The 25,320-nt window shown below is 38.6% G+C and carries 27 protein-coding genes and 1 tRNA gene; 7 read left to right on the forward strand and 21 right to left on the reverse strand.

Going from position 1 to position 25,320, the window contains the following annotated elements; all coding sequences use genetic code 11:
• Positions 1-7: 7 nt before the first annotated feature.
• From Q7J67_03355 to Q7J67_03365, 3 genes are all read right to left on the reverse strand, one after another.
• Positions 8-289, reverse strand: coding sequence for a phosphopantetheine-binding protein (locus Q7J67_03355; protein ID MDO9464314.1), 282 nt, complete (start codon positions 287-289; stop codon positions 8-10).
• Positions 290-400: 111 nt separating this feature from the next.
• Positions 401-1,009, reverse strand: a complete 609-nt coding sequence (locus Q7J67_03360) for an acyloxyacyl hydrolase (protein MDO9464315.1) — start codon at positions 1,007-1,009, stop codon at positions 401-403.
• Positions 1,006-1,914 carry a lysophospholipid acyltransferase family protein gene (locus tag Q7J67_03365; GenBank protein ID MDO9464316.1) on the reverse strand — a complete coding sequence of 303 codons (909 nt, stop codon included), beginning with the start codon at positions 1,912-1,914 and terminating at the stop codon, positions 1,006-1,008. The genes Q7J67_03360 and Q7J67_03365 overlap by 4 nt, the downstream gene beginning before the upstream one ends.
• Positions 1,915-2,165: 251 nt before the next feature.
• On the opposite strand from Q7J67_03365, the gene hcp reads away from it, so the two are divergent.
• From hcp to Q7J67_03400, 7 genes are all read left to right on the forward strand, one after another.
• Positions 2,166-3,809: a hydroxylamine reductase gene (gene hcp, locus Q7J67_03370; protein ID MDO9464317.1), complete on the forward strand. Its 1,644-nt coding sequence runs from the start codon at positions 2,166-2,168 to the stop codon at positions 3,807-3,809.
• A gap of 275 nt (positions 3,810-4,084) precedes the next feature.
• Positions 4,085-5,674, forward strand: coding sequence for an NAD(P)/FAD-dependent oxidoreductase (locus Q7J67_03375; GenBank protein MDO9464318.1), 1,590 nt, complete (start codon positions 4,085-4,087; stop codon positions 5,672-5,674).
• 96 nt (positions 5,675-5,770) lie between these two features.
• Positions 5,771-5,953 carry a hypothetical protein gene (locus tag Q7J67_03380; protein ID MDO9464319.1) on the forward strand — a complete coding sequence of 61 codons (183 nt, stop codon included), beginning with the start codon at positions 5,771-5,773 and terminating at the stop codon, positions 5,951-5,953.
• On the forward strand, positions 5,913-6,362 hold the full coding sequence (locus Q7J67_03385) for a nucleotidyltransferase (protein MDO9464320.1): 450 nt from the start codon (positions 5,913-5,915) through the stop codon (positions 6,360-6,362). Before Q7J67_03380 ends, Q7J67_03385 begins: the two co-directional genes overlap by 41 nt.
• Before the next feature lie 142 nt (positions 6,363-6,504).
• Positions 6,505-6,786, forward strand: coding sequence for a helix-turn-helix domain-containing protein (locus tag Q7J67_03390; protein ID MDO9464321.1), 282 nt, complete (start codon positions 6,505-6,507; stop codon positions 6,784-6,786).
• Positions 6,773-7,768, forward strand: a complete 996-nt coding sequence (locus Q7J67_03395; protein MDO9464322.1) for a patatin-like phospholipase family protein — start codon at positions 6,773-6,775, stop codon at positions 7,766-7,768. Before Q7J67_03390 ends, Q7J67_03395 begins: the two co-directional genes overlap by 14 nt.
• Entirely contained in the window at positions 7,762-8,922 is a 1,161-nt protein-coding gene (locus Q7J67_03400; GenBank protein ID MDO9464323.1) for a DUF799 family lipoprotein, read from the forward strand. The genes Q7J67_03395 and Q7J67_03400 overlap by 7 nt, the downstream gene beginning before the upstream one ends.
• Before the next feature lie 8 nt (positions 8,923-8,930).
• On the opposite strand, the gene Q7J67_03405 is transcribed toward Q7J67_03400, so the two are convergent.
• The 18 genes from Q7J67_03405 to Q7J67_03490 all read right to left on the reverse strand — a co-directional run bounded on the left by Q7J67_03405 (position 8,931) and on the right by Q7J67_03490 (position 25,097).
• On the reverse strand, positions 8,931-9,920 hold the full coding sequence (locus Q7J67_03405) for a 3-dehydroquinate synthase II (protein MDO9464324.1): 990 nt from the start codon (positions 9,918-9,920) through the stop codon (positions 8,931-8,933).
• 15 nt (positions 9,921-9,935) lie between these two features.
• Positions 9,936-10,733: a 2-amino-3,7-dideoxy-D-threo-hept-6-ulosonate synthase gene (locus Q7J67_03410; protein ID MDO9464325.1), complete on the reverse strand. Its 798-nt coding sequence runs from the start codon at positions 10,731-10,733 to the stop codon at positions 9,936-9,938.
• Between the two features lie 76 nt (positions 10,734-10,809).
• The gene (miaA, locus tag Q7J67_03415; protein MDO9464326.1) at positions 10,810-11,748 is read right to left on the reverse strand and encodes a tRNA (adenosine(37)-N6)-dimethylallyltransferase MiaA; all 939 of its coding nucleotides are present in this window, start codon (positions 11,746-11,748) and stop codon (positions 10,810-10,812) included.
• The gene (locus Q7J67_03420) at positions 11,745-11,951 is read right to left on the reverse strand and encodes a helix-turn-helix domain-containing protein (protein ID MDO9464327.1); all 207 of its coding nucleotides are present in this window, start codon (positions 11,949-11,951) and stop codon (positions 11,745-11,747) included. Before Q7J67_03420 ends, miaA begins: the two co-directional genes overlap by 4 nt.
• Positions 11,952-12,749, reverse strand: a complete 798-nt coding sequence (locus Q7J67_03425) for a serine/threonine-protein kinase (GenBank protein MDO9464328.1) — start codon at positions 12,747-12,749, stop codon at positions 11,952-11,954. It abuts the gene before it with no gap.
• 3 nt (positions 12,750-12,752) lie between these two features.
• Positions 12,753-13,223: a D-glycero-beta-D-manno-heptose 1-phosphate adenylyltransferase gene (rfaE2, locus tag Q7J67_03430; protein ID MDO9464329.1), complete on the reverse strand. Its 471-nt coding sequence runs from the start codon at positions 13,221-13,223 to the stop codon at positions 12,753-12,755.
• The gene (locus Q7J67_03435) at positions 13,220-14,218 is read right to left on the reverse strand and encodes a bifunctional ADP-heptose synthase (protein ID MDO9464330.1); all 999 of its coding nucleotides are present in this window, start codon (positions 14,216-14,218) and stop codon (positions 13,220-13,222) included. The genes rfaE2 and Q7J67_03435 overlap by 4 nt, the downstream gene beginning before the upstream one ends.
• Positions 14,211-14,792 carry a D-glycero-beta-D-manno-heptose 1,7-bisphosphate 7-phosphatase gene (gmhB, locus tag Q7J67_03440; GenBank protein ID MDO9464331.1) on the reverse strand — a complete coding sequence of 194 codons (582 nt, stop codon included), beginning with the start codon at positions 14,790-14,792 and terminating at the stop codon, positions 14,211-14,213. The genes Q7J67_03435 and gmhB overlap by 8 nt, the downstream gene beginning before the upstream one ends.
• Positions 14,793-14,803: 11 nt before the next feature.
• A complete protein-coding gene (locus tag Q7J67_03445) occupies positions 14,804-15,073 on the reverse strand; it encodes an acylphosphatase (GenBank protein MDO9464332.1) in 270 nt (89 codons plus the stop codon).
• Complete coding sequence (locus Q7J67_03450; protein ID MDO9464333.1) at positions 15,070-16,233, reverse strand: RtcB family protein; 1,164 nt, start codon at positions 16,231-16,233, stop codon at positions 15,070-15,072. The genes Q7J67_03445 and Q7J67_03450 overlap by 4 nt, the downstream gene beginning before the upstream one ends.
• A gap of 25 nt (positions 16,234-16,258) precedes the next feature.
• Positions 16,259-16,331: transfer RNA gene (locus Q7J67_03455), tRNA-Ala, on the reverse strand.
• 18 nt (positions 16,332-16,349) lie between these two features.
• Complete coding sequence (gene glyS, locus Q7J67_03460; protein MDO9464334.1) at positions 16,350-18,449, reverse strand: glycine--tRNA ligase subunit beta; 2,100 nt, start codon at positions 18,447-18,449, stop codon at positions 16,350-16,352.
• On the reverse strand, positions 18,446-19,285 hold the full coding sequence (locus Q7J67_03465) for a glycine--tRNA ligase subunit alpha (protein ID MDO9464335.1): 840 nt from the start codon (positions 19,283-19,285) through the stop codon (positions 18,446-18,448). The genes glyS and Q7J67_03465 overlap by 4 nt, the downstream gene beginning before the upstream one ends.
• A complete protein-coding gene (gene recO, locus Q7J67_03470) occupies positions 19,282-20,031 on the reverse strand; it encodes a DNA repair protein RecO (protein MDO9464336.1) in 750 nt (249 codons plus the stop codon). The genes Q7J67_03465 and recO overlap by 4 nt, the downstream gene beginning before the upstream one ends.
• 89 nt (positions 20,032-20,120) lie before the next feature.
• Positions 20,121-21,509, reverse strand: coding sequence for a GLUG motif-containing protein (locus Q7J67_03475; protein MDO9464337.1), 1,389 nt, complete (start codon positions 21,507-21,509; stop codon positions 20,121-20,123).
• A 113-nt stretch (positions 21,510-21,622) separates the two neighbouring features.
• Positions 21,623-22,069: a hypothetical protein gene (locus Q7J67_03480; protein ID MDO9464338.1), complete on the reverse strand. Its 447-nt coding sequence runs from the start codon at positions 22,067-22,069 to the stop codon at positions 21,623-21,625.
• A 15-nt stretch (positions 22,070-22,084) separates the two neighbouring features.
• Positions 22,085-23,011: a hypothetical protein gene (locus tag Q7J67_03485; protein ID MDO9464339.1), complete on the reverse strand. Its 927-nt coding sequence runs from the start codon at positions 23,009-23,011 to the stop codon at positions 22,085-22,087.
• Positions 22,998-25,097: a HEAT repeat domain-containing protein gene (locus tag Q7J67_03490; GenBank protein ID MDO9464340.1), complete on the reverse strand. Its 2,100-nt coding sequence runs from the start codon at positions 25,095-25,097 to the stop codon at positions 22,998-23,000. Before Q7J67_03490 ends, Q7J67_03485 begins: the two co-directional genes overlap by 14 nt.
• Positions 25,098-25,320: the final 223 nt, after the last annotated feature.

Raw genomic sequence — 25,320 nt, forward strand, 5'->3', positions numbered from 1 at the left:
TGCGAATTTATGCTGCTGTATTCTCGTATATATATTGTGCCAGAGTGTCGATTGAATAAAATATTTTTCTGCCCTGATCCATATCTTTGATTTCTAACCCAAAATTCCGCTGCAATAGCACAACAATTTCTACTGCATCTAAAGAATCCAGTCCAAGTCCTTCGCCAAACAGAACCTCGTCATCTTTAATATCTTCAGGTTTTACATTCTCTAATGATAGGCTGCTTACAAGCAGTTTTTTTAACTTGTTTCGTATTTCCTTCAATTCTTTTTGTTTCTGCTCTGCCATTTAATCTTCTCCTATATTTAGCGGTATTCAACAAGCGATATCATATCCTCTTATTGCTCTTTTTTCAAGGAACAATTCCAACACGGTATAAGAGTGGATTTTTGGCAACCATTAGAATGGGAAACTGATTCCGATAATGATTTTGCTTGAATTAAGTGGTACGTTGGGTTGCTTCATGCCAGCGTTAGATATGTGATGAAATCTATATTCTAACACAAATGAACGGCCTTTTCTGGTCTTGTAACTAAGTCCTAGTCCCGCTTGATAATTCCCGCAGATATTGGCGCCCATGCCAGGTATGTTCGCTTCCGTATAGACAGGACCGCCGCCCACGAAGAAATATGGCATGTATCTTTGCGATGTCTTCAGCGTCCAGGATGAAAGAAAGTTCAAGCCAAAAATCCGGCCATCATCAGGCTTAATAAGATAAGACACAGGTAGTTCTATCAGGAAGTTATGACTTCCGCGGTACCAGTCACGTCCAGTATCTTTGAGTTTTCGCCTATATCGCAGAATTACATCCACTGTCTCAACATGTTCACGAGTTTTGCCGAGTCCCGGATGCGTGGTACTGTAGCCGCTCAGCAACATCCATGATTCATCAGTTTGATCCGTATCGGCAAAGGCAACGTTAATTGCAACAACTGTGAACAGCAGTATCAGGCAGATTAATTTCATGGCGCACACCAAATCACTGAAGAGCATCTTTGTTCTGTTCATTCTTCCCATACATCACGAAATAAAAAATATTGATAAGGGTGTTTGTGTGTATATGCTTCAAGCAACGCGGCAAATTTTTGAACCCATTGCTGTAGTTGATGGTGTTTATCCTTTTCACTAATATAGCATGGATACAGCACATTAGATACATCAACAATGTACTGATAAGTAGATACTTTCTCTGACAATAGAACAACCACCGGACATCCTGCCGCTGCTGCAATTGTAAAGCCGCCGTATGGGAACCAGGCTTTCTCTCCAAGAAATGAAACTTCTACGGCTTTAAACCCATATCTGCGGTCACCCATAATGGACACAATATGTTTTTCCTTTAATTTATTCATGATTTCAACAATTCCACCAAGATCTTGTTCAGGAGAAATAATCTTGATATGGTTCTGTTCCCTGCTGATACGCAGTGAACTTTGCACTGCAGGGTTATCTTCCGGACGCATAACAAGATACACCGTTTTTTCCAGTTTTTTTAATGCTGTCATAGCGACCTGCCAGTTACCAACATGAGCAGTTAGTAAAATTATTCCATGAGGAGAATTCTGAATCAGGGACATCAATTGTTCATATCCATGTAATTGGATATCAAATATTTCCTGCCCTGAAACAATAGCGTATCGATCAATAAGCTGTTTTCCCTGACTTACAAACAATCTATATACGTGTCTCAGCCTTTTTACAAAACCATGTGATGGAAACCTTCTGTTAATATACGCCAAAGCTCCACAAACAGCTGCTTGGTCAAACAGCACATAATAGATACAGACAATATATAATAATCCATACGCTCCTCTTAACCCAAAAAAGCGCAGAGAAATCCTAAAAAACCAGAATCCAAGGGCATTCCCTCTTTTTTTTGCTTCAATTTTTCGAGATGCTTTAGCTTTTTTCATTTTTACCATCAACTTTTTTTGCGTTCAAGTCTGTTTTTTCTATGTAAAGATTATCAAGCGGGCTTTTGACCCCAAACTGATATAATAAGCATAACTACACAAAGTGGCAAAATCAAGCCTAAAACTCGTATTTTCGCACAAAAATCCTTTGACACATATAAAATTATTCGCTATCTTGAACACAATAAAGGTAACTGTTCAATGATGTACGTTATATATGGCTTAACACAAAATCGAAAGGAGGAACGATCATGTTTTGTTTTCAATGTCAGGAAACGGCTAAAAACCAAGGCTGCACCGTAAAAGGCGTGTGCGGAAAACCCGAGGAGACCGCGGACCTGCAGGATCTGCTCATTTACGTGTGTAAAGGAATCTCGATCTATGGTGAAAAGTTAAAGGAAATGGGCACTATGGGCAAGAACGCAGCCCACTTCGTGTGCAAGGCACTTTTTACCACCATCACCAATGTGGCATGGGACGATGATGTCGTCATCGGCCGGATCAAGGAGGGTTTCAGGGTTCGGGACGCAGTCAGGGAAAAGGCCGGAGCCGCCATGTCCGGCGCGCTTCCGGATTGCGCCACCTGGTTCTCAGAGGACAAGGAGGCCATCATGGCCAAGGCCATGTCCGATGAAGTGCGCATCACCACCGCTGAAAACGAGGACGTGCGCTCCCTCAGAGAGCTGCTCATCATCGGCTGCAAGGGAATCGCAGCTTATGCCGATCATGCCGCGATTCTTGGTCATGAGAAGGATGATATCTACGGCTTCCTCATGGAGGCCCTGGCATCCACCACCAAGGATCTTTCAACGGATGAGATGATCGCCATGGTCATGAAGGCAGGGGAGATGGCTGTAAATACTATGGCCCTTCTGGATGAGGCCAATACAACTGCCTATGGCAATCCCGAGATCACGGAGGTCAACATCGGCGTCAGAAACAATCCCGGAATCCTGATCTCCGGCCACGACTTGAAAGACATGGAAGAACTGCTCAGGCAAACCAAAGACGGGTGTGATGTTTACACCCACGGGGAAATGCTGCCGGCCAACTACTATCCGGCCTTTAAGAAGTATGACCATTTCGTGGGCAACTACGGCGGGTCGTGGTGGCATCAGAACAAGGAATTCGAATCCTTTAACGGCCCCATCATTCTGACAACCAACTGCCTGATTCCCATCAAAAAGGAAAACACCTATCTGAAACGGCTCTTTACTACCGGCGTCGTCAACTATCCCGGGGCCAAACACATCGCGGACAGGCCGGAAGGCGGGACAAAGGATTTCTCCCCGGTCGTGGCGCTGGCGAAAACATGCAAGTCACCGGAAGAGATAGAATCTGGCAAGATCGTTGGTGGGTTCGCCCATAACCAGGTCCTGGCCCTGGCTGACAAAGTGATCGACGCCGTTAAGTCAGGAGCCATCAAACGCTTTGTTGTCATGGCCGGGTGCGACGGCCGCCAAAAAGCCCGAAGTTATTTTACTGAAGTGGCCGAGAAGCTGCCCGAAGACACGGTAATTCTCACCGCCGGATGCGCCAAATACCGCTACAACAAGCTGGCACTGGGTGACATCGGCGGTATTCCCCGCGTGCTGGACGCCGGTCAGTGCAACGACTCCTACTCCCTGGCGGTGATCGCCTTGAAACTCAAGGAAGCATTCGGACTGAACGACATCAATGAGCTACCCGTCTCTTACGACATCGCCTGGTACGAGCAAAAAGCAGTGACCGTGTTGCTGGCCCTGCTGTTTCTCGGCGTCAAAGGAATTCGCCTGGGTCCCACATTGCCGGCCTTCCTGTCTCCCAATGTGGCCAAGGTCCTGGTGGAAAAATTCGACATCAAACCTATTGGAACCGTGCAGGATGATATTGTGGCAATGATGAAAGGAGAATAATACGGTTTGAATGAAAAATACGATATAACAAGGCGCTCCACCGGACGGCAATTCCGCTGCGCTCCATTGCCGCCGGTGAGCTTGGTCGTTCTACTTTTTTCACATAGAAATCTTAACAGATTATTTTTCTCTTTTCAATTGCCTAAGAACCAGGTTGGTTCAAAAGAACCAAATTGGTTCAAATAGGAAATAAACAAAGTAGCTCGCTTATTTCAACTTGATATTGTTGAAGCTTTTCTTTAAAGTAATATCTAATTTTACTATAAAGATAGAAGATGATACAGGCGAATAATCAAGTTCCGGACAGGTGTGATGTTGTAGTCATCGGAGCAGGGGCAGGTGGACTCACCGCAGCAGGGCTTCTCTCAAGGGTTGGTCTTCAAACAGTAGTTCTTGAGACTCAGCCACAGCCGGGGGGATACCTGGCAGGTTTTCAGCGACAGGGCTTTCAGTTCAACACTTCCATCCAATGGCTCAATCAATGCGGTCCCGGCGGATTCGTCTACAACATCTGGCGTCATTTAGGCGGCGAGTTTCCAACCTGCGCACCGTTGACTCGCATACACAGATATAAAAGCGATTCGTTCGACTATTTGCTGAGTTCCAATCCTATCGACTTACAGGATTGCCTTATCAAGGACTTTCCTGATGATGAGAGCGGTATCAGAGCTTTTTTCAAGGATGGGGAAAGACTTGGACAGCGGCTGAATGTCCTGAACAGCAGGACAATGGCGAAAGAGACCATGCCATTCTTTGAAAGAGTTATTCGCAACTTACAAATGCTGTTTTGGGCAATTCCTGTCGCTAAATACGTGATGAGCCCTGTCGAGAAAGGGCTGCGCCGCTATTTCAGTACGGAGGGTGCTCAAAAGATATTCTGCAGTCAAGAATCCTTTATGTCCGTTATGGTGCCTATCGCTTGGGCATTCGCCGGAAATTTTCAAACTTGTCCCAAAGGAGGAAGTCGCACACTGGCTTTATGGCTGTGTGAGAGAATCAGATCTGCCGGGTCGAAAGTATTGCTGAACCAGCACGTGGAAAGAGTGCTGTTAAACGCTAGAAAAGAAGCGACCGGTGTATTACTGGCAGACGGAAGTTCTCTGAGAGCTCGATACGTGATTGCAGCCTGCGACGTACAGATGCTCTATGAAAAGATGCTGCCGGACGGCTGTATTCCGGTACGGATGCGAAAAGCACTGCATAATGCCGATATTTATCATTCCAGCTTCAGCATATTTCTGGGACTGGATTGCGATGCTTCTTCTTTGGGATTCGGAGAAGAAGTATTGAATCTCACTAGGAGCGATGTATCACGTGAAGATCACATGAGTGGTGACCCACATCGCACGATCATGGTCGTCATCGCGCCTTCAGTTCGTGATTCTTCTCTGGCACCGGAAGGCAAGGGAACCCTTATGATACATTGTCCGGCGTATCTCGATTACGAAGACAATTGGAGAACCGGCAAGGGGCTGGCGAGGGGCGAGCCCTACAGAGCATTGAAAAGAAAGTTTGCCGACATCCTGCTGGCCCGGATTGAGAAAACCTTCGCTCCCGGGCTGAGGAAGCACATAGAGGTGATGGAGATTGCAACACCTGTAACATACTGGCGATATACGGGCAACACCAAGGGAAGCATTTCAGGGATTAAACCAACGGGAAGAAATATCAGAATCAGTGTAGCACGTTACAAAACGCCTGTGAAGAATTTATTGTTGGGAGGTCATTGTGCAGAATACGGCGGGGGTGTTCCAATGGCTGTAAAGGCCGGTGCGAATGCTAGTCTCATCGTCATGAAAGACATGAAAAGAGCGGCTTACGATGAACTGAAAGACGTAATAAACGGCGTAGAAAGGCACCACTGAAAGCAGAGAAAACGTTTCAGCCAAAGCAGATGGTAATTTCTTGTGAATCATCAGGGTTTATGGTAACATGTTTTTACAGCATGAGAAGGAGATGTTATGTCTATACTACAGGTAGATAATAGTAGTGAAAAAAGAGAAATGGAGTTTGAACTGGACTACTTGAAAAAGCTCTCTATTGGTGAACGAATGCAAATGATGCTTCAAAAATCTAAAGAGATGGCAAAAATTCTTAGAAGAAATGAAGATAGAAAAACTACTTTCATTACTCAGAGACAATAAGGTAGAATTTGTCCTGATTGGCGCAGTCACCTTCCCTGTCTATGGTTACTCAAGATCCACATTAGATACTGATATCTTTATAAGACCAACAATCGAGAATGCAAAAAACACACTGATAAGCCTGGAAGAATTTGGTTATGATGTGTCATGCTTAACTCCTGAATCGCTTCTGAAGAAAAAAACTCTTATCCGTCAATATATTGTGGAAACAGACATTCATCCATTTGTCAAAGGTATTTCATTTGAAGAGGTTTGGGAGAATAAAGTTGAGAACTTCTTTGGTAAACAGAAAGTTTATTTTGCTTCTCTAGAAGATATTATAAAAATGAAGAAAGCTGCTGGAAGAGTTAAAGATAGAGAAGATTTGAAAGTCCTCAAAAGATTATTAAAGCAAGAAAGACCTAATTAGCAGTTTCTATTCTGTAATTCCTACAATAACTACTAATATCGGCGCAGCAATAAGAGAATAAAAGAGGGCTCAAATCTTTTTTTGCATGTATTTGCAAAATATTGCTTGTATTTGCTTAATTTTTCTGCTAGAATCTTGAATTATGAATAAAGAGATTATGAGTATAGTTGGGATTTCAAGATATCTCGGATTTAGCCAGAGAAAAATTTATCAGTTAATAAAAGAAGGGAAGATTCCTGTCTCAAAAATCGGCGGGCAGTATCGCTTTATAAAAGATGAAATATATTTGTGGCTGAGAAGATCCAAACCTACAAATAAGTTAAATAACATTGATTTAGTAAATAAAATAAAAAAAGCCTGTGAGGAAAAGACAGCTGACGAACTGAATAATATTCTGAAGGAAATTTCCAATGAGAAGACATAAAAAAATAGGACTTGCCCTGGGAGGCGGGGCTGCAAGAGGTCTGGCCCACATTGGAGTTCTGAAAGCTTTAGTGGAAAACAATGTTCCTGTCGACATGATAGCTGGAACAAGCATTGGAGCATTAGTGGGCGCCTGTTTCGCTAAAGATGGCGAAATAAATACTCTTGAAGAAATCGTATTAAACATAGATTGGAGACAATTAGCTCTTTTACTTGATCCGAATTTAGCTCTATTGAAAAAAGGATTTATTCACGGAGAAAAGATTAAAGAGCTTCTGTGTTCCATTATCGGAGACATAGAATTCAAGGATTTAAAAATTCCATTTAGAGTCATAGCCACTGATGTCATTACAGGGGAAGAAGTAGTGATTGACAGCGGTTCTGTAGCTGAAGCTGTAAGAGCAAGTATTTCAATTCCTGTGTTGTTTACGCCTGTAAAATTTGAAAACAAGTTTTTAGTAGATGGAGGCATAGTAAATCCTGTTCCTGTAAATATAGTAAGAAATATGGGAGCAGAATTTATTATTGCCTGTAATGTAATACCTGAGCCGCAAAAAAGAGGACATATTACTTCTGAGGTAATTAATAAACAACCTCTTACTCTGCCCCAACATTCCCGAAATCACACGATAAGCAAATCCCTTGCAAAATTAAATAATAAAATAGATAAGCTTATTAAGGCAAATAAAGATAGGATAGAAACCATCCGTGAATTTACTTCTATATTAAAAAATAAAATATATAAAGGGCAACAAGTAGATTCAAACACTCCCAATATAATTGATGTTTTAATACACTCATTCTATATTATGGAGCATAAAATAGCTGCTTCAAACTTAAAGAAAGCTGACATAATAATTAATCCTGAGGTGAATCATATCTCCACCTTGGAATTTCACAAAGGAGCAGAAGCTATATCAGAAGGTTATAAATCAGTATTAGATATGTTACCAAAGATCAAAAAAAAAGCTAATATATGTTAAAAAAAATCTTCGTATTCGTTTTATTGTGTGTATTTCTTACAGGTTGCATCACTTCCTTAAGACTTACCAGAAAAGAAAGTAAAAATAATAATATTCTTGAGGAGTTTGGAATAAAGTATAAACCAGATTATATAATATCCTCTTTTCTTTATAAAGACCCTCCTAAGATTGTGGCAATACTTCCATTCGAAAATATTACAAGAGAAATAAAGAAAGATGGAAACATTCAAACAAAAAATAACAATCTACCAAAAGATATAGCTGACCTCCTAAGAGATACATTCTTCAGACACATAAGTACAAAATCCTATACATATATGAAACTTAAAAAGAGTGATGCTTTACTTAAAGAACAAGGCTTGTTAAATCCTGAAAAAACCTTGCCTGCTGATGCCCTGATCTACGGAAAGGTTACCCATTACAGAAAATTTTATGGGGTAATTTATTCCCAGGTAGGTATTGGGGTTTCTGTAAAAATGGTTGATTCACACACAGGCAACTTATTATGGCAGGCAAGCGGTATATCTACAAGTCATGAAGGCAGACTATATCTATCTCCACAGGACTTAGTGATGGGAAGTCTTAAAGCGGCTTTGCATATGAGAAAGACATGGATATATCGGGTTTCTGATCAGCTTTTTAGAGATATATCCATAACCTTGCCGGATGTAGGAACTCCTGTGATTCCCACAGTTATCATAAATAATAAAACTGCTTCAATTTACTCCGAACCATCAAGGAATGCTGAAATTATCGCAAGCGCGTCCAGAAAAACAAAATTTGATATGATCAGCAGACTGGATGACTGGTATTTTATAAAAATCGCTGAAGATAAGGAGTTGCAACCTCCTAGGTTTGGATGGATATATAAAGAGGATGTTGTTTCTCATTTTATCAAGATTGAAACAGCAAAAAAATTGCAGCGTCTTAGCAAAAAACAAGCTGCTCTTTACCCAAAAGAACATATTAATACAGAAAAATACCCTGCCAGATACTATATGGTTAAAAAAGGAGATACATTACACAGCATAGCCGGAAATCCTGATATATATGGAGACAGAGCAAAATGGAAACTAATCTATGATGCAAACAGGGAAAGAGTGCCGCAAATTAAGCTCTTAAATCCAGGCCAGATTTTAATAATTCCTCACTGATATTATAGTTATTTTTCAACTATAGTTTCTTCAATCTTCATTCCAAAATGCCTGCCAGACTTTTCTATGTGCCCGAGCACTTCATCTCCGGGCTTCAAGCTGACGACAGAAACTGGTTTTCCTTCCGGAGTTACTAATCTTATTGTTTCTGCATTTTGCAATACAAGTGACACTTCCTGTTTGTTGCAGGTTCCTTCTACAAGAAGCATAGGCCTTTTCTCAATCTTTATTCTGCCAACAATCACCTCTTGTGTCTTTCCTTCCCAGTTTACAATCAGTGCCTTATCCCCTGCTTTAAGATCCGAAAGATATCGTGTTTTTCCATCTGTAACCATCACATATGCATGCACTCCTCCTGCATTTACACGAAAAGGTCTTTGATCAACATACGGATTTTCTACTGATTCTGAATGCAAAAGAAACATGCTCGAGCTTGTATTACCAACCAGCATTCCTTCTCCAATAGTCATATTAGTACAGGTATCTACACAAACCCTATCTCCAACGCCTAATGACTTTACAGACTTGATCTTTATTTTTTTAATAGATAGCAAGACACTTTCTATTTTTAGCTGTTTAATCACTTTTCTTAATTCAGCAGGATTTTTTATATCCAATAAAACACCATCTACCCCTTTCTCAAGGGTATTCAAGGCTGCTTCTGCTTCTTGTAAATTCTTAACTTCTGCTATTAACCCTTTTGTTTGGGCAATAAGATTTTCCAGAGGGATAATCTTCCAGTCATGCGTCTTAATAACTATCCATTTGTTATGTATCGTTGCTGCTTTGATTTCATCCTCTTTTTTCTTAATTTCTATTTGCGCAACATCCTTGTCTATTTGCAGATCTCCATCCTCAGAAACAGTTTGTATTTTTCCCAGTTCCTTTACCTTCCCGTTAAATCCTTTATCAACAACAACAAAATCTGCTCCACATTCCAGAGCTGCAACAACGATCTCTTTATTCCACGGTCTCGCATTAACCCAAACTTGTTTCACTATTTATCATCCTTATTAATTTAAAATTTTTAACGCTTCCTCTACAGAGACATCTTCATGCACAATCTTGCATATTGCCTCAACCATCTTTTTAGGATGCTTATGCTGAAATGCATTTCTTCCAATAGAAACCCCTGCCCCGCCTGCTTCCAGCGAGTTTTTAACATTTTCAAGCACTTCGCTGTCATTAGACGCCTTTTCTCCTCCGGCAATAACTACTGGTATTGGACATCCTTCAACAACCTCGGAAAAAGTCTCCTTTGATCCTGTGTATGTAACCTTAACAATATCTGCGCCTAATTCTGCTGCAATCCTTGCTGCATGTTTAACTCCTTCAACCTCTGATTCACTCTTGAACTTCTTCCCACGTATATACATCATTGCAAGAAGAGGCATTCCCCAGTTCATACATGCAACACTGACCATGCCAAGATCCCTTAGCATCTCTGCCTCGTTCTCAGCACCAATATTTATATGAACAGATACTCCATCAGCGCCCATTTTCAGAGCATTTTCAACTGTGTTTACCAATACCTTTGCATTTGGGTCAGGACTCCAGAGAGTACTACCAGAAAGATGCAAAATTAATCCTATGTCTTTACCATGTCTTCTGTGACCATGCTTGGGAAGACCAACATGTCCTAAAACTGCATTTGCACCGCCTTCAGCAATGTCATTTACCATATCCCGCATATTCACAATTCCCTTGATCGGCCCTACAGTTACACCATGGTCCATTGGCACAATAACAGTTCTTCCAGTATTTCTATTAATTATCCTCTCCAAACGTATACTCTTTCCTAATCTGGACATATTGCAGTCTCCTTTATACAGATTCCCTAATTAAACTATTAAATCGGTGGTATGATATTAAATTTTATGTGCTGTGTCAAATTTCTCGCAATCCTGCTAATCTGAGAATGTTATGACAAATCAAGTCAATTTCTCTATCTGTACTGCTTATTTCTATCCACTTAGTCCTTGAATCCTTCTTGAACCAAGTCATCTGTCTTTTTGCAAAATGACGGGTATTTTTCTTGAGGAGTGCTTTTGCTTCATCAAGACCATAATGTCCATTTATGTATCCCAAAACTTCCCTATATCCTAAACTCTGCATAGGCAAAAGGTCTTCGTCATATCCTTTTTTTATGAGCCGTCTAACCTCTCTCGTAAGCCCTTTTTTGAACATAAAATCCACTCTGCTCTCAATTCTCCTATAAAGATTTTTGCGTTCTGCCTTAAGCCCTATTATGCGATATTGACAATCTATGGACTCGGCTTTAGTTTTACTCTGAAGACTTGAAATAGTCTCTCCTGTTGATAAAAAAACTTCCAGAGCTCTGATTATTCTTCTCCAATCATTTGGATGAATCCTTGCTGCAGCTATAGGATCAACTTTTTTAAGCTTTCCATACATATAACGAGAACCCTTATTAGCCAGCTGAGCTCTTACTCTTTTTTTAATAGTCTCTTTGACCATAGGTTCAGAGAAAAGACCGTCAATTACCGCTCTTATATATAAACCTGAACCCCCGACAAGTATCGGAGTTTTGCCTGAGTTAATAATTCTATTTATTTTGTCTCTTGCCATTTTCGCATATTCCCCTGCACTGAAATATTGATCAGGATAAATAATATCTATCATGTGATGAGGAACTGCTCTTCTCTCTTCTCTTGACGGTTTTGCTGTTCCAATATTCATGTATTTATATACTTGCATGGAATCTGCTGATACAATTTCTGAAGGGAAGAATGCAGAAAGGCTTACAGCAATTTTACTTTTGCCTATACCTGTAGGGCCTACAAGGACTATAACGGAGGAATTCATCTATTCTTTGACTTTGTCTCAGAGTTTCCTTCTTGCTCAATTGCAAGCATAAATTTATCTACATCCTCATATTTAAACACAATGCAATTGTCTAGGCGATAGGCTTTCAGCTTTTGCTCAGTAATAAGTTTCAGCATCTCTTCTCTACTAAACTTTAACATTCGCTGAACTTGTTTTCTTGTTAGATACCTATCTTCGATCATCTACATGCCCTTTTTTATATCTAAAACCAATTCTTCTACGCTCTGGTACCTTTTTGCAGGATCAACATTAAGAGTTCTTAGAATAATATTCTCAAGATCCTTAGACATCTCTTGATTATGAAATCGAGGGGATTTAACAAGCATATTCACTTGCTGAGTAACAATTTCATCGAATGAATTTCCTTCAAATGGTCTCCTGCCTGTTATAAGTTCATACATAACAACACCAAGAGAGTAAATATCAGATCTTTCATCTCCTCTATAGCCTTTTATTTGTTCAGGCGACATATAATGTGGAGTACCAGCCCGTTCTCTAATCCTTACATTAGATTTATTCTTTTCATAAGCTAAACCAAAATCTATTATTTTTACATCCATGTCTCTTGTCAAAATCATATTTCTGCTTTTTATGTCCTGATGGATAATGCCCCTTTTGTGAATATATTCAAGTGTCTCGCATACATTCAAAATTATATCAATATAGTTTTTTAACAGAGTATGATGCCTACTTATCAGCTCCCTGAGATTGTGTCCATCAAAATATTCTAATACAATATAACAAATATCATCTTCTCTGTTAGAATTATACACCTCAGGAATATTTTTATGATTTAATTTCTGCATTATCTCGGCTTCATAAAAAAATCTATTGATATGCTTCTTTTCAGTATCCGGTTTTATTCGCAGCACCTTGATGGCTACCTTTCTCTTGTCTCTAATCCCCAAATAAACATCAGTAAGACTAGTAGAAGAAAGACGTTTGCTTATTTTGTATTCTGATATGTACGTGCCAATCATAATTTATAACTGTTGTTGTATTTTTTTTATTATATCGGTTGTTGAATGGTTTTTCTTATCTCCAGTTATTGCAATCTGTCCACCATAGGAAAGAACAATATCTCGTTCTGGAACAGTCTCAGCTGTATAATCTGTTCCTTTTGCATGTATTGCTGGTTTTATAATCTTTAACAAATTTTCTACAGTAAGGTCTGAAAAAAGCACTACATAATTCACGCATTCTAAAGCTGCTACAATCTCTATTCTATCTTCCTCCTGCATAATTGGTCTGCCATGCCCTTTCAATTGTGATTCAGATTCATCATCATTGATCCCTACAATTAATATATCGCCCAAAGACTTTGCTTGCTCAAGATATCTGGTATGCCCTACATGCAGAATATCAAAACAGCCGTTTGCAAAAACTATTTTTTTGTTATCTTTTTTAAGTTCTTTTACCAGATTAGGAAGGTTATTTAGACTATAAACCTTCATGATTTTTTTGCGTATTTTACAACATCAATCAACTCTTTTTGTGTGGCTGTAGCTGCACCTGTTTTCATAACAACAATACTGCCCGCATAGTTTGCCAGTCTTGCAGCCTCAATTGCGCTTGCTCCTGCTGAAAGAGCCAGAGTTACTACGGCAGAAACCGTATCCCCTGCACCAGTAACATCAACCACGTCTGTACTTCCGTGTATTGGTATAAATGTACTTTTACTGTGTTTGTCTAATACCATCATGCCTTTACTGCCGCGCGTTATGATTGTATTCTCGCACTCTATCTCGGATTTAAGCCTCTCTGCTATGCTGCACAGGGATTTTTCTCCATTAATGCTGCAATGAAAAACATCTTCAACCTCTGTCTCATTCGGTGTTACTGCTGTTGCATACTTATAGTTGAGTAATCCATACCTGGAATCAACAACCAGAACAAGTTTCTTCTCCTTTGCATACTTAGATATTGCAGAATACACCGCTTTTGAGATAGTCTTGTATCCATAATCTGAAATAAGTACAGCATCCATAGTATCTAGCACTTCGTCAAGATAAGTAAGCATTTTTGTTTCGCTAATTGAACTTATGCGAAAATTCTTTTCTTTATCTATTCGTATGACCTGCTGCTTTGCTGTATGGTAACTACCTGCCATAATCCGTGTTTTTGTAATTGTTGAACAGGATTTATCAATAATAATTCCGTCTGTGTCCACCCTCATTTTCCCGAGAAAGGAAACAACCTCTTTCCCAGCATTATCATTCCCTATCACACCAACGGGATATACTCTTGCACCTAACGCTTTTAGGTTTGATATCGCATTTGCTGCTCCTCCCACCTTGAACATGTTTGAATCAAACTTTAAAATCAATACAGGTGCTTCCCTTGATATGCGAGAGACCTCCCCATATACATATTCGTCACATATCATATCCCCAATGCTAAGCACTCTTTTACCGCTGAACTCTTTAGTAATACCTGCTAAATCACTCATTTTTTTCTCTGTTTATATTTCTTATTATCCATTTTACAGCATCATATAAATTTTCTGCAATATGGGCAGGCACAATACCCGCCTTCCTTAGCTTATTTTGCTCTAGTTTTCCATAACCTGTTCTAACCAGTATTCCCATTGCAGATATATTATGGGCAACTTTAATATCTGTTAATTTATCTCCTATAATATAACATTTATTGAGTTTTAAATCAAAATCCTTTGCAGCCAGTTTGAACATCCCCTTTTTAGGTTTTCTACAAGAGCATTCCTCATCAGGATGGTGTGGGCAATAGTATATTGCGTCTATATAAGCACCATTCCTACGCAATCTTCTCTTTAATTCATTATGCACATTATCTAAATCGTCTATAGAGAATAGACCTCGGCCAATGCCTGACTGGTTGGTAACAATAATAACTTTAATCTTATTCTGATTTAAAAATCTGATAGCCTTTGCAGCATCTCTGATGAGTCTTAAATCCTTCACACTCTTTAAATAATCAACCTCTGTATTAATTGTCCCATCTCTATCTAAAAAAACTGCTCTATGTGGATATATATTGTCAGTCACCTAAATCATCCCTAAAATCTAATTTCAAATTCTTTATATTCTTCTGTTGCAGGCTCCCAATGCTTTTCAACATTCCTTATATAATCACGAAGACTGCTGCATATAGAGTCTATGAAGCTTTCAACGACTTCTCTATCGCCTTCTGCCACTACTTCTACCCGCCCGTTTGGAAGATTTTTGACAAAACCTGTAACTTCATACTGCTCGGCAATTCTTCTTGCAGTAAATCTAAATCCTACTCCCTGAACTGTCCCTGAAAAATTTGCATGCAAGCGTATCACCCCTTTATTACTCCCAATGGTCTGAGCTTAATAATAACCTCAACCAAATCACTCTGACTTTCAATAACTGCATCAATATCCTTATATGCCTGCGGTGCTTCGCTCAAATCAATATTGCCCCTTCTGTCTTTGCTCCACTGAGCGTAAACAATACCATGCATAGCCTTATTGCATTCTTCAACAGAGCAGATTTTATTAAACTTTGTCCTGCTCATACACCGACCTGCTCCATGCGAACATGACATAAAACTTTCAGGGTTACCCAATCCTCTTACAATGTACGACGTTGTTCCCATAGAGCCCGGAATGATTCCCATCCGTCCTTTTTTCGCCTGAGTTGCGCCTTTTCTGTGAATCCACACACTTCTTCCAAAATGAGTTTCCAGAGCCGCAAAATTATGATGGATATTTATTTCTCTGTCAAACTCGCAATGAAGAACCTCCCTGGCTGCTGATTTAAAATGTGCCATCATTAATCTTCGGTTTTCCTGTGCAAATGCAAGGGCGTATTTCATAGCCTCAGTGTATTCTTCCGAATCCTTTGTGCCCATAGACAGAAATGAAAGATCCTTCTGCCCATTGAAGTGTTCTCTATTGCAAATCCTCTGAGCAACTGCATTGTACTCTTTTGCTATCTTGTAACCAAAATTTCTACTGCCAGAATGAAGCATCAGCCAAATAAATCCATCAGAACCAGATTGAATTTCTATAAAGTGATTACCTCCACCAAGAGTACCAAGCTGTTTTTTTGCGGATTCTAATTCCCTTTGAATAACAGGAATATCAGGAGCCTTATCAAAACCCGGCCAGCTTTGCCCTTTTTTGTGATGTAAAAAACCAACAGGTATTATACTTCTCAGCTTATAAATAATGTCTTTTACTGCTCGCTCTGAAACTTCAGAAGTATTATATGTAGTCTTAACGGCACACATACCACAGCCGATATCAACTCCAACAGCATTTGGGATAACAGCATCCCTGCAGGCGATTACCCCTCCAATAGGCATGCCGTATCCAACATGGCAGTCCGGCATTAAGGCAACATGATGAAAAGTTCTGGGATGTTCTGAAAGATTCACTGCTTGAACCATTGCTTCCTCCTCCACATCCCTACACCATGATTTGATTGGAAGCCTGTAATTAGAATTTACCCATTCCATGACTTTAACCTTCTATTTTTATAAGTGGAGCAGAAGGGATTCGAACCCCCGACCCCCACGTTGCGAACGTGATGCTCTCCCAACTGAGCTACTGCCCCCCAACAGGTTATCTTCTTTTACCTGTTTTTTTCTGTTACGACATACGAGAAATTGGCAAGCTGTAAAAACATATTCTCTATTTCCTGCAGGAATGCAAGGCGGTTGTTTCTCAAGGCATGATTTTCATTCATTACCATAACCTTGTCAAAAAAATCATCTAAAGGTTTTTTCAGACTTATAATCTGACTAAATGCCTTAATATACTCTTTTCCCTTCATTAATTTGTTTACGCTTTTACTGATATCTAAAAACTTTTTAGCAAGTGTCTTTTCTTCAGGCTCAACAAGTTTTTTCTTGTTAAAATAAATAAACTTTATCCCTCTTTCTCTTGCCTGTTTCAGAATATTGGAAATACGCTTAAAAGAGGTTGTTATTGATTCAAAATCATTTTTACTTGGTTTAGAAAGTGCGTACAGAATTTTATCCTGTTCTGCCGGTTTAAAACCATGAGTATTAAGCACAGCATCAACAAAATCATATCTGTGAAAATGCCAACTTATAAGAATGTTTTTTAATCTTTGTTTGAAGAAATCAACGACCATGCGAAAAACCCTCTCATGTTCATCTTCACTGATTTTATAAAGTTTTATACACTCGCCAATTATATTCTCCAGATCAATGTCATATTCTCTTTCAAGAATTATTCTAAGAATTCCTATTGCCTGTCTTCTTAAAGCGAATTTATCGCCTGAACCGGTTATTGCGTTCTCATTTTCAATAACATGAGACACAATCGCATTCATCTTATCTGATATAGAAACCACGCTTCCCGCCTTTGTATTCGGAAGTTTATCCTCTGCAAATCTTGGATAATAATGACAAGCTATGCCTGAACTAACTTCTTCAGGGACATTGCCCTCTCTTGCATATTCTCCGCCTATTTCCCCCTGAAGTTCAGGAAACTCCTCAACCATATGAGTTCCCAGATCAGCTTTGCATAATTCACATACTTTCTTAAGTATTTTTGAATCTACGCCTACATTCTTATTTACCACCTTTGCTAATCTTTCTATCGCTCTGATTCTTTTAGGCAGCGTTCCAAACTGATGAGCATTTCTTGCCTCCATTATTTGTTTCGCGCGTTCTTCCAAACTTGTTTTTTTATCCTCATCCCAGAAGAATTTAGCATCGGCAAGTCTTGCGTTAAGCACTCTCTCATTCCCCTCTATGATTTGTTCTTCATTGCCTTTCATATTAGAGACAAAAACAAACTTGTTAGTAAGTTCAAGTTGTTTTCCCTTAATAACAGGGAAATATTTTTGATGAGATTTCATTGCCGCCTCAAGCACAATATCAGGAACCTTTAAGAACTCTTCAGGAAAAGTGCCTTTCAGAACATTTGGATATTCAACCAGATCAGTTACCGTGTCTAAAAGTGCTTCGTCAAATACGACTAAAGTTGGATTATCTTTCTTTAAGATTTTTTCCAAATCCTCTTTTATTTTACCCTTTCTTTCATATTGATCAACAATAACAAAAGCATCCTTCAAACTTTTTTTATATTCATCAATATCTGCGCTGTTGATTTTTATTACGTCTGGGGCAAGAAAACGATGTCCATAAGTTATATTGCCTGCCTCAAGTTTTCCGAATTTAACAGGAATCACTTCATCCCCATATAAACACATTAACCATCTTATCGGTCTCGCAAATTTGACACCAGAATTATCCCATCTCATAGTTTTTGGGAAAGGGATTGACTCTATCAGCTGCGGTATTAAATCTTTGAGAAGTTCTGCAGTTGGTCTTCCCTTCTCAATCTTTTCTGCAAAAACATATTTTCCTGATTTAGTTTCTTCAACTTTTAGCTCACTGACACTCAGCCCGAACTTCTTGGCAAAACCAATTGCGGCTGACGTCGGTTTATTATCGTTATCAAATGTCTTATCATACGGCGGACCCAGAACCGTTATCTCCTTATCCTCCTGTTTCTCACTTAGAGCTTTAATAAAAAGAACAAGTCTTCTGGGAGTGCCAAGAGAATGAATTTTAGGAGAAAATTTTAATCCTGTTTCCTCAAACATTTCAGAGGCAATTCTGGCGATATCACCTCTTGCTGAATTAACGTACGAAGCAGGTAATTCCTCCACTCCTATTTCAAACAATAAATTCTTCATTCTTTCCCAAGATATGTATTTGCGCACATACAAGCCAGTTTTCTTACTCTTTGTATGAATTTGGCTCTTTCTGCTACTCCTATAACTCCTCTTGCATCCAGAACATTAAAGACGTGAGAGCATTTCAATGTATAATCGTATGCTGGAAGAACCAGTTTTTCTTCTATCAGTCTTCCTGCCTCTTTTTCGTACATAACAAATAGTTTAAACTGTATCTTTGTATCAGCCTTCTCAAAGTTATATATAGAAAACTCTCTTTCATTATCCTTGTAAACATCTCCGTATTTAAATTCATTTGTCCAATCAATATCAAAGACATTTTCTTTTCCCTGAAGATACATTGCAATGCGCTCCAAGCCATAAGTCAATTCAACTGATATAGGATTGAGCTCAATTCCTCCAACCTGCTGAAAATACGTGAACTGAGTTATCTCCATACCGTCAAGCCAAACTTCCCAGCCAAGTCCTGTCGCTCCAAGTGTGGGAGATTCCCAGTCATCTTCAACAAACCTTATATCGTGTTTGGAGAGATTTATCCCCAGCTCTTTTATGCTATTCAGATATATGTCCTGCACATTATCAGGAGAAGGTTTCAGTATTACCTGATATTGATAATAGCGGCCAAGTCTATTTGGATTTTCTCCATATCTTCCGTCCGTCGGTCTTCTGGACGGCTGAACATAGGCTGCTTTCCATGGTTTTCCATCAAGCACTCTTAGAAAGGTATAAGGGCTGAAAGTCCCTGCTCCAACCTCAAGATCATAGGGTTGTGCAATTACACAACCCTGTTTCGCCCAATATTCAGTAAGCGCTGATATGATTTCTTGAAATGTCATATGCTTGTAATTTGTTCTAAAAATTTTAGTGATTTTAGTTCCCTAACCAATGTATATTTTATATAGGATTCTAGCATTAGTTTAAGCTCTTTACTAGATAATTTACTGAGTTTTAAACGGGAAATGTCTGAGAAGTCTGATGATTGCAAATGCTGTACAGTCAGTATAGTGCCTAGAGATACCCGAAGAGCACTTTCATCTGCTTCCCAGCATTCCCTATTAAGAACGCCCCCGAGACTGAGACTGAATCTTGCATTGAGTATCTTTGCTCCACAATTCACACACCTATCAAAAACAGGTATGCATCCAAGCATTTTCAAAAGCTTGATTTCAAAAAAGTGCGTGAGAACTTTTGGTTCCACATTAGTAGTTTCTAATGTAATTAAGGCATTAAGAAGTAAGCTGAAAATCTGCTCGCACTCTTGAGCCCCTTCAGTAGTTTTATTTATAAGTTCTATAAAATATGATGCATAAGCTATTTTAACTATATTATTACGTATATTTAAAAATGTATTTTTTAGATCACATTGGCTAACAAGCTGAATATCTGTTTTCTTCTGATAAAAGACCAAAGTAACGTGACTAAATATCTCCAAGCTGCTGCCGAACTTGTTTTTTGCGCTTCTAGCACCTTTTGCAATTCCTTTTATGTTGCCAAATTGAGGAGAATAGAATGTAACGATTTTGCTGGATTCTGCGAAATTTGTACTTCTAAGAACGACTGCCTCTGTAGTTTGGATACTCAATCAAGTTGTCTCCATAAAATTGAGTAAATATTTACTCAATTCAGTCATTGCGAGGAGCATAACGACGAAGCAATCTTGGCTTGCGTTTCTTACCTTAACCACGGGTATGTTCCAGTTTCCGGGTTAATACCATCCCCTTCTATAATATCCCAGATTGAGCTAAAGTCCCAATCAGTATATGTAGCCTTTAGTTTCATTTCTACTGTTGTTTTCCCTATACCACCCGGACTATATGATGTTCCTGATATTTGTGTATCCCAGAAAGAATCATTTACTGGGCAGTTCCAGTAATTCAGTCCAATTAATCCACCTACATACTGATTACCACTTACATGACCTGTAGAGTAACATTTTTCTAGTGTATTATCGTAGCATAAAGATCCAATTAATCCCCCCAATTTACTGTTTCCACTTACAGCACCTGTAGCATAGCAGTTAGTTATTGGACAATACCTCCAATTCGTCCCAACTAATCCCCCTATTTCACCGCCCGCACTACTTACATTACCAGTGGCATAACAGCTAGTTATTTTACCGGTTATATGCATCCCAACCAATCCACCTACGCTTCCGCCACCATAAACATTGCATTCAGAGTAACAATTTTCTATATCCTCACTCGACCAATTCCGACCAACTAATCCTCCAACTTCCCCACCGCCAGTTACAGATCCGGTAGTGTAGCAATTCTTTAATTTTCCACCGAGTGTTCCAACCAACCCCCCTGTGTATGTCAGCCCAGTTATATTAACATCTATTAAACCAACATTTTTTATTTCTGATGTATTGGTTGGCCTTCCAAATAATCCAACATAAGCGACACTTCTATTTATTTTGAGTCCTGTTATCGTGTGCCCTTTGCCGTCAAAAGTTCCTGTGAAAAAATAAATAGGATCAAATCCTTGCCCCCCATTATATAAAGCTCCGCCTGGATCTTGTGTGCAATAAGTGCAGTCAATATCATTTGCCAACCAATAATTACCAGAAAGATTATCTTTCATAGCTTGTAATTCAAGACAATTATGTATTGCTCCTGCAGCTTCTATTTTAACATTTATATATGTCTCTTTTGTATTCCCTGCCTGATCAAAGGCTTTGGCGTAAACTTTGTAGTCGCCTGATTTAACATCGCTGATATCCCAATCAAAATTATACCAGTTGTAAAGTTCATGTTTCTCATTATTCTTATATAAACGTGTTCCTGTATTATCTTCTTCTCCTTGTTTTTCAGGAGTATCGTCTGGCTCTCCAAGCCATAATTCAAACCTGGCTATTCCAGAGCCATATTCCCCGTCACAAACATAGGTTTTAACACTACAGTTTTTATTAATGTGATAATAACCATCTTGATCAGGCTCTACTGGTTCTCCATCAATGCAAATTACATCTTCCAATTCTCCAAACTTTATTAGATCAAATTGTGGTGTATATTGCTCAAATTCTGTAGCAAGATAGTTCATCTGCTTTTTTGGAGTCAATGATCTCCAGCTTTTATCATCAACTATTCCTTCTACCCATTTCCCGTCATAAAAATATCCAACTCCAGCCCTTTCATAACAATATTCAACTAATCCATCGCAACGAAAGGTATCTAGGCGATCCTTCTTAACACTGCCCTTATAGCCCTTGAAAAAGGCATACGGATTACCCTTTTTTGATTTGCTATTTGTATGATTTTTTTACGTTGAAGATAAGACAATTTTGTGGTTTTTACGCCCCAGAACTTACCATCATCATAAAACTTTTGAAATGTTATTTTGTTTTTTCCAAATCCCTGAACGCCATTATCGGCTGATTGAATAATAAAATGTTTTTCATAATTCTCAGGTTCCGCAACATGGCTAACTTCGTTCTCTGTACTATCCCAGTAATAATATAATCCAGCATGACCTAGAAACCAGAAAGGATTAAGCCCTCCTCCCATGTCAGTGTATATAGCGTCTCCTTTTTCAAATTTCTCTTCCGCATAAATAAAGCAACTAGAGAATATTAACAATAAAATCACTCCTAAAATTTGCAATTTGTTACAGTTTTTCATCTTGACTCCTCAATGTTAAAAGCAGAATCTTTTTATTTTTACCTTATCTGTCCCATCCGGATTCATCATATATAAATAAGATGCTGAATAAAAAAGCGGTAAATAGCCTCCTCTCAGCGCTTTCCGATATATAATTTTTTTGCCATCCGGTGTCCACCTAGGATACGAACATCCATACAAATGCGGCAAAAAGATATCTAGTTTCTTATATGGAGAATTGGTTAATTTCTTCTTATTACTTCCGTCTTTATCTATAATAAATATATCTTCGTATGAAGTTTCTTTTGTACTTGCTTCATATGCAACTTTACTGCCATCTGGAGAAAAGCGAGGATTTATAGCTTTATTCAACAGGTTCGGATTAACAAAAGGCGATGTTTTTTTATTTTGCGCATCTATAAAACAAGTTCCTTTTCCAGATATGAATGCGATTATTTTTTCTCCATCCAATGACCATAAAGCATCTGAAACAGACTCAATAATGAATTCTTCCTTACCAGTTTCAATATTTATTATATAAGTTCCTTCAGTCCCACCAATCGCCAATCTGTTTGAATAATAAAGTAATTTCTTCCCATCAGGAGACCATTTAGGCCAACGAACTGTCTCTTTATTTTCAAACGATTTTTTAGTCTTTGTTTTCATATTATATATCTGTAGCGAACCTCCTGCATAACTTGTAACATACGCTATTTTTTTCTGGTCAGGAGATAGTTCAGGATCATAAGCAATTTCACCTACATTTATTTTTTTATGTTTCCCTGTTTCTAAATCTAATATCCCTATTTTCTCACTTCCATCTATTCCGGGTATTTCATAAGCAATTTTACCCTTCAGTCCCATCCTAGCTATTTTATTCTTCCAACCTGTTAAAAATGGAATAGACAAGACGACTGCAAAAATTATTAAAGATTTTATAAAAATCTTGTTATTCATATTCATTGCCTGTTAATTTCTTATAAGCCTCTTTTAGTTTCGTTAATCCCCATGTGTCTTTCTCTATCTCTATTACATTCGCAATTGCTTGCGCTGCGCTTTGATCCCCTATTTCTGCAAGCGCATCTGCTGCTTCTATTCTTAATAATCCCTCTTTTTCTAATGCCTCTATCAATGGCTGTACTGCTGACGTATCTTTTAGCATTCCCAATGCTATTGCTGCGTTACAAGCAACATAACTATCTTTATCTTTCAACGCATTTATCAATGATGGAACTGCTAGAATATTTCCAAGTTCTCCCAGCCACAAAGCTGACAGCAGTCTTATTGATTCATCTTCATCGCTTATTAAAATGCTTATAAAACTATCATACGCTTGTTGAGCTTTCATACTAGCTAATGAGCTTCCTGCTCTTATCCTTTCTGTAAGGTCTTTACTGTTATTTAACTGATCAAGTAGAGGAGCTATAGCTTCAGGCGCGTTTAGTAAGCCAAGCGCTAATGATATGGTAGAACGTAAGTTTGTATCCTCATTATCCAATTCTTCCAATAATGGTTCAATTGCTCTCGAATCACCTATCTTACCTAATGAGTAGGCTGCATTTGCTCTAATTTCCGAATCTTCAGAGTCATCTTTAACAACATTTATTAAACTGTCTACTGCTTTTGAATCCTCAATTTCTCCTAATATCTCTAAATACATTGATCTTAGCACGATATCTTTTGTTTCATCCTTTGCAGCTTCAATCAATTCATCTACCAGCTTCCCTCCTTCCTTCATAATCTTATCCGCTGATTCACAAATCTTATCCCAATCTCCTTCACTAACTCCATCTTCCAGTTCATGGACATAATCTCTTATTGTGAATTCAAAATCTACTTGGGCAAGATTTTCTGCATTGTCTTTTATCTCTATATGAACTCCTGTAACACCATACAACAAATCCTCTGCTGGCTTATAACTAATGCCTGTTTCTGTAATCGTAGCATGTGAAGTTTGGTCTATATTGCCTACTAATATCTTTGCTGTAGTTACATTTATTCCAGATCCAGAATCTGAATAACTGGCAGAAATCATCGGCTTTGTTTCAGTCGTCTCTGAACCATCTTCCGGCTGGATGTTTGATACTACTGGCGAGGTTACATCTACTCTAAAAGTTGATGTTATAATTGCTTCATTCCCTGTCTTGTCTTTTACTTCAATAGAAATTGTATGATTCCCATCTGAAAGCACTGTGGTTGGCGTATAACTTACCTTTCCGGTTATCTCATCATAAGTTGCAGTTACTTCAACATCATTAAGTTTTAATATGATAGTTTCTTTATCTATTCCACTTGTTGCATCCGACAACACTGCTGAGATTTCCGGCTGATTGCTGTTTATTAAAGCACTGTTTTCTGGTGAAATACCCGAAATTACAGGAGAGGTATTGTCTAAGATAAATGTTATCTCTTTAGATTCTGCTTTATAGCCTCTTCTCTTGTGCGATCTGTATGCAATTGCTTTTAGCTTGTGTTCTCCGTCTTGTTGAACTGAAATGTCTACTTTGAACGTGTGATTCCCTGCCCTATGCCACCAGCGCCATGTTCTGTAGCTTCCAGCTAAACTATTGTCTAAATATAAATCTATTATTCCCGCTCTGCCCTGCCATGATACTGATACGTCTAAACCAGTTCCTTTTATATATGAATTATCTTTAGGAGCGGTTATCTTGACTAATATTAGTGGCTTTTTAGGTCTCAATCTGAAGTTTAATGTGTATATCCTTCCTTTCCTTACATATATCCATCTGGAACTTGAATAATATCCATTTGCTTCGGCTTTTACTCTATATATTCTTCCCCAGAACCATGCTTTTGCGTTCTTTATCACATAATTCCCATTTGCATTTGTACTGGCTCTGTAACTGCCTGCTTGGACGGTTGCGCCAGATATGGCTTGATTTGTTAGGGAATTTGTTACTTGTCCTTGAATCGTTGCCGTTTTGGGCGGAAGTGGACGACGATTTTTTGACCATGGCCAGCTATGGGCAGGAGTTATACTGATTAAGATTATTGAAAATGCGAGTAAGAATATCGGAAATTTTTTCATATTAGTTTATCTCCTAAATTGAATTATCATGCAACAGAAAGTATCACAATTTATTTGATTATGTCAAGTTTTTCAGACCGCATTGTCAAGACAAATTAAAAATGTCCCCTTTTTAACAAAATCAAAATGTCCCTTTTTGTTTTTTTTGATATATTAAATTAGTAGTAGTAAATTTTTCTTTTTGGTCAAGCTTTTTCTTTTTGTTAATTATGTGCATAATGTG

The organism is bacterium (assembly GCA_030652805.1).
Lineage (GTDB): Bacteria > JAHJDO01 > JAHJDO01 > JAHJDO01 > JAHJDO01 > JAHJDO01.

Excerpts from the sequence above, each read along its gene's own strand:
- Q7J67_03465 (MDO9464335.1), bottom strand. The coding sequence starts at position 19,285 with ATGACATTTCAAGAAATCATATCAGCGCTTACTGAATATTGGGCGAAA.
- glyS (MDO9464334.1), bottom strand. The coding sequence starts at position 18,449 with ATGAAGAATTTATTGTTTGAAATAGGAGTGGAGGAATTACCTGCTTCG.
- Q7J67_03380 (MDO9464319.1), top strand. The coding sequence starts at position 5,771 with ATGTCTATACTACAGGTAGATAATAGTAGTGAAAAAAGAGAAATGGAG.
- rfaE2 (MDO9464329.1), bottom strand. The coding sequence starts at position 13,223 with ATGAAGGTTTATAGTCTAAATAACCTTCCTAATCTGGTAAAAGAACTT.
- Q7J67_03400 (MDO9464323.1), top strand. The coding sequence starts at position 7,762 with ATGTTAAAAAAAATCTTCGTATTCGTTTTATTGTGTGTATTTCTTACA.
- Q7J67_03435 (MDO9464330.1), bottom strand. The coding sequence starts at position 14,218 with ATGAGTGATTTAGCAGGTATTACTAAAGAGTTCAGCGGTAAAAGAGTG.
- Q7J67_03390 (MDO9464321.1), top strand. The coding sequence starts at position 6,505 with ATGAATAAAGAGATTATGAGTATAGTTGGGATTTCAAGATATCTCGGA.
- Q7J67_03360 (MDO9464315.1), bottom strand. The coding sequence starts at position 1,009 with ATGAACAGAACAAAGATGCTCTTCAGTGATTTGGTGTGCGCCATGAAA.
- Q7J67_03490 (MDO9464340.1), bottom strand. The coding sequence starts at position 25,097 with ATGAAAAAATTTCCGATATTCTTACTCGCATTTTCAATAATCTTAATC.
- Q7J67_03365 (MDO9464316.1), bottom strand. The coding sequence starts at position 1,914 with ATGAAAAAAGCTAAAGCATCTCGAAAAATTGAAGCAAAAAAAAGAGGG.
- Q7J67_03410 (MDO9464325.1), bottom strand. The coding sequence starts at position 10,733 with ATGTCCAGATTAGGAAAGAGTATACGTTTGGAGAGGATAATTAATAGA.
- Q7J67_03395 (MDO9464322.1), top strand. The coding sequence starts at position 6,773 with ATGAGAAGACATAAAAAAATAGGACTTGCCCTGGGAGGCGGGGCTGCA.
- Q7J67_03485 (MDO9464339.1), bottom strand. The coding sequence starts at position 23,011 with ATGAATATGAATAACAAGATTTTTATAAAATCTTTAATAATTTTTGCA.
- hcp (MDO9464317.1), top strand. The coding sequence starts at position 2,166 with ATGTTTTGTTTTCAATGTCAGGAAACGGCTAAAAACCAAGGCTGCACC.
- Q7J67_03385 (MDO9464320.1), top strand. The coding sequence starts at position 5,913 with ATGAAGATAGAAAAACTACTTTCATTACTCAGAGACAATAAGGTAGAA.
- miaA (MDO9464326.1), bottom strand. The coding sequence starts at position 11,748 with ATGAATTCCTCCGTTATAGTCCTTGTAGGCCCTACAGGTATAGGCAAA.
- Q7J67_03450 (MDO9464333.1), bottom strand. The coding sequence starts at position 16,233 with ATGGAATGGGTAAATTCTAATTACAGGCTTCCAATCAAATCATGGTGT.
- Q7J67_03355 (MDO9464314.1), bottom strand. The coding sequence starts at position 289 with ATGGCAGAGCAGAAACAAAAAGAATTGAAGGAAATACGAAACAAGTTA.
- Q7J67_03480 (MDO9464338.1), bottom strand. The coding sequence starts at position 22,069 with ATGAAAAACTGTAACAAATTGCAAATTTTAGGAGTGATTTTATTGTTA.
- Q7J67_03425 (MDO9464328.1), bottom strand. The coding sequence starts at position 12,749 with ATGATTGGCACGTACATATCAGAATACAAAATAAGCAAACGTCTTTCT.
- Q7J67_03420 (MDO9464327.1), bottom strand. The coding sequence starts at position 11,951 with ATGATCGAAGATAGGTATCTAACAAGAAAACAAGTTCAGCGAATGTTA.
- Q7J67_03375 (MDO9464318.1), top strand. The coding sequence starts at position 4,085 with ATGATACAGGCGAATAATCAAGTTCCGGACAGGTGTGATGTTGTAGTC.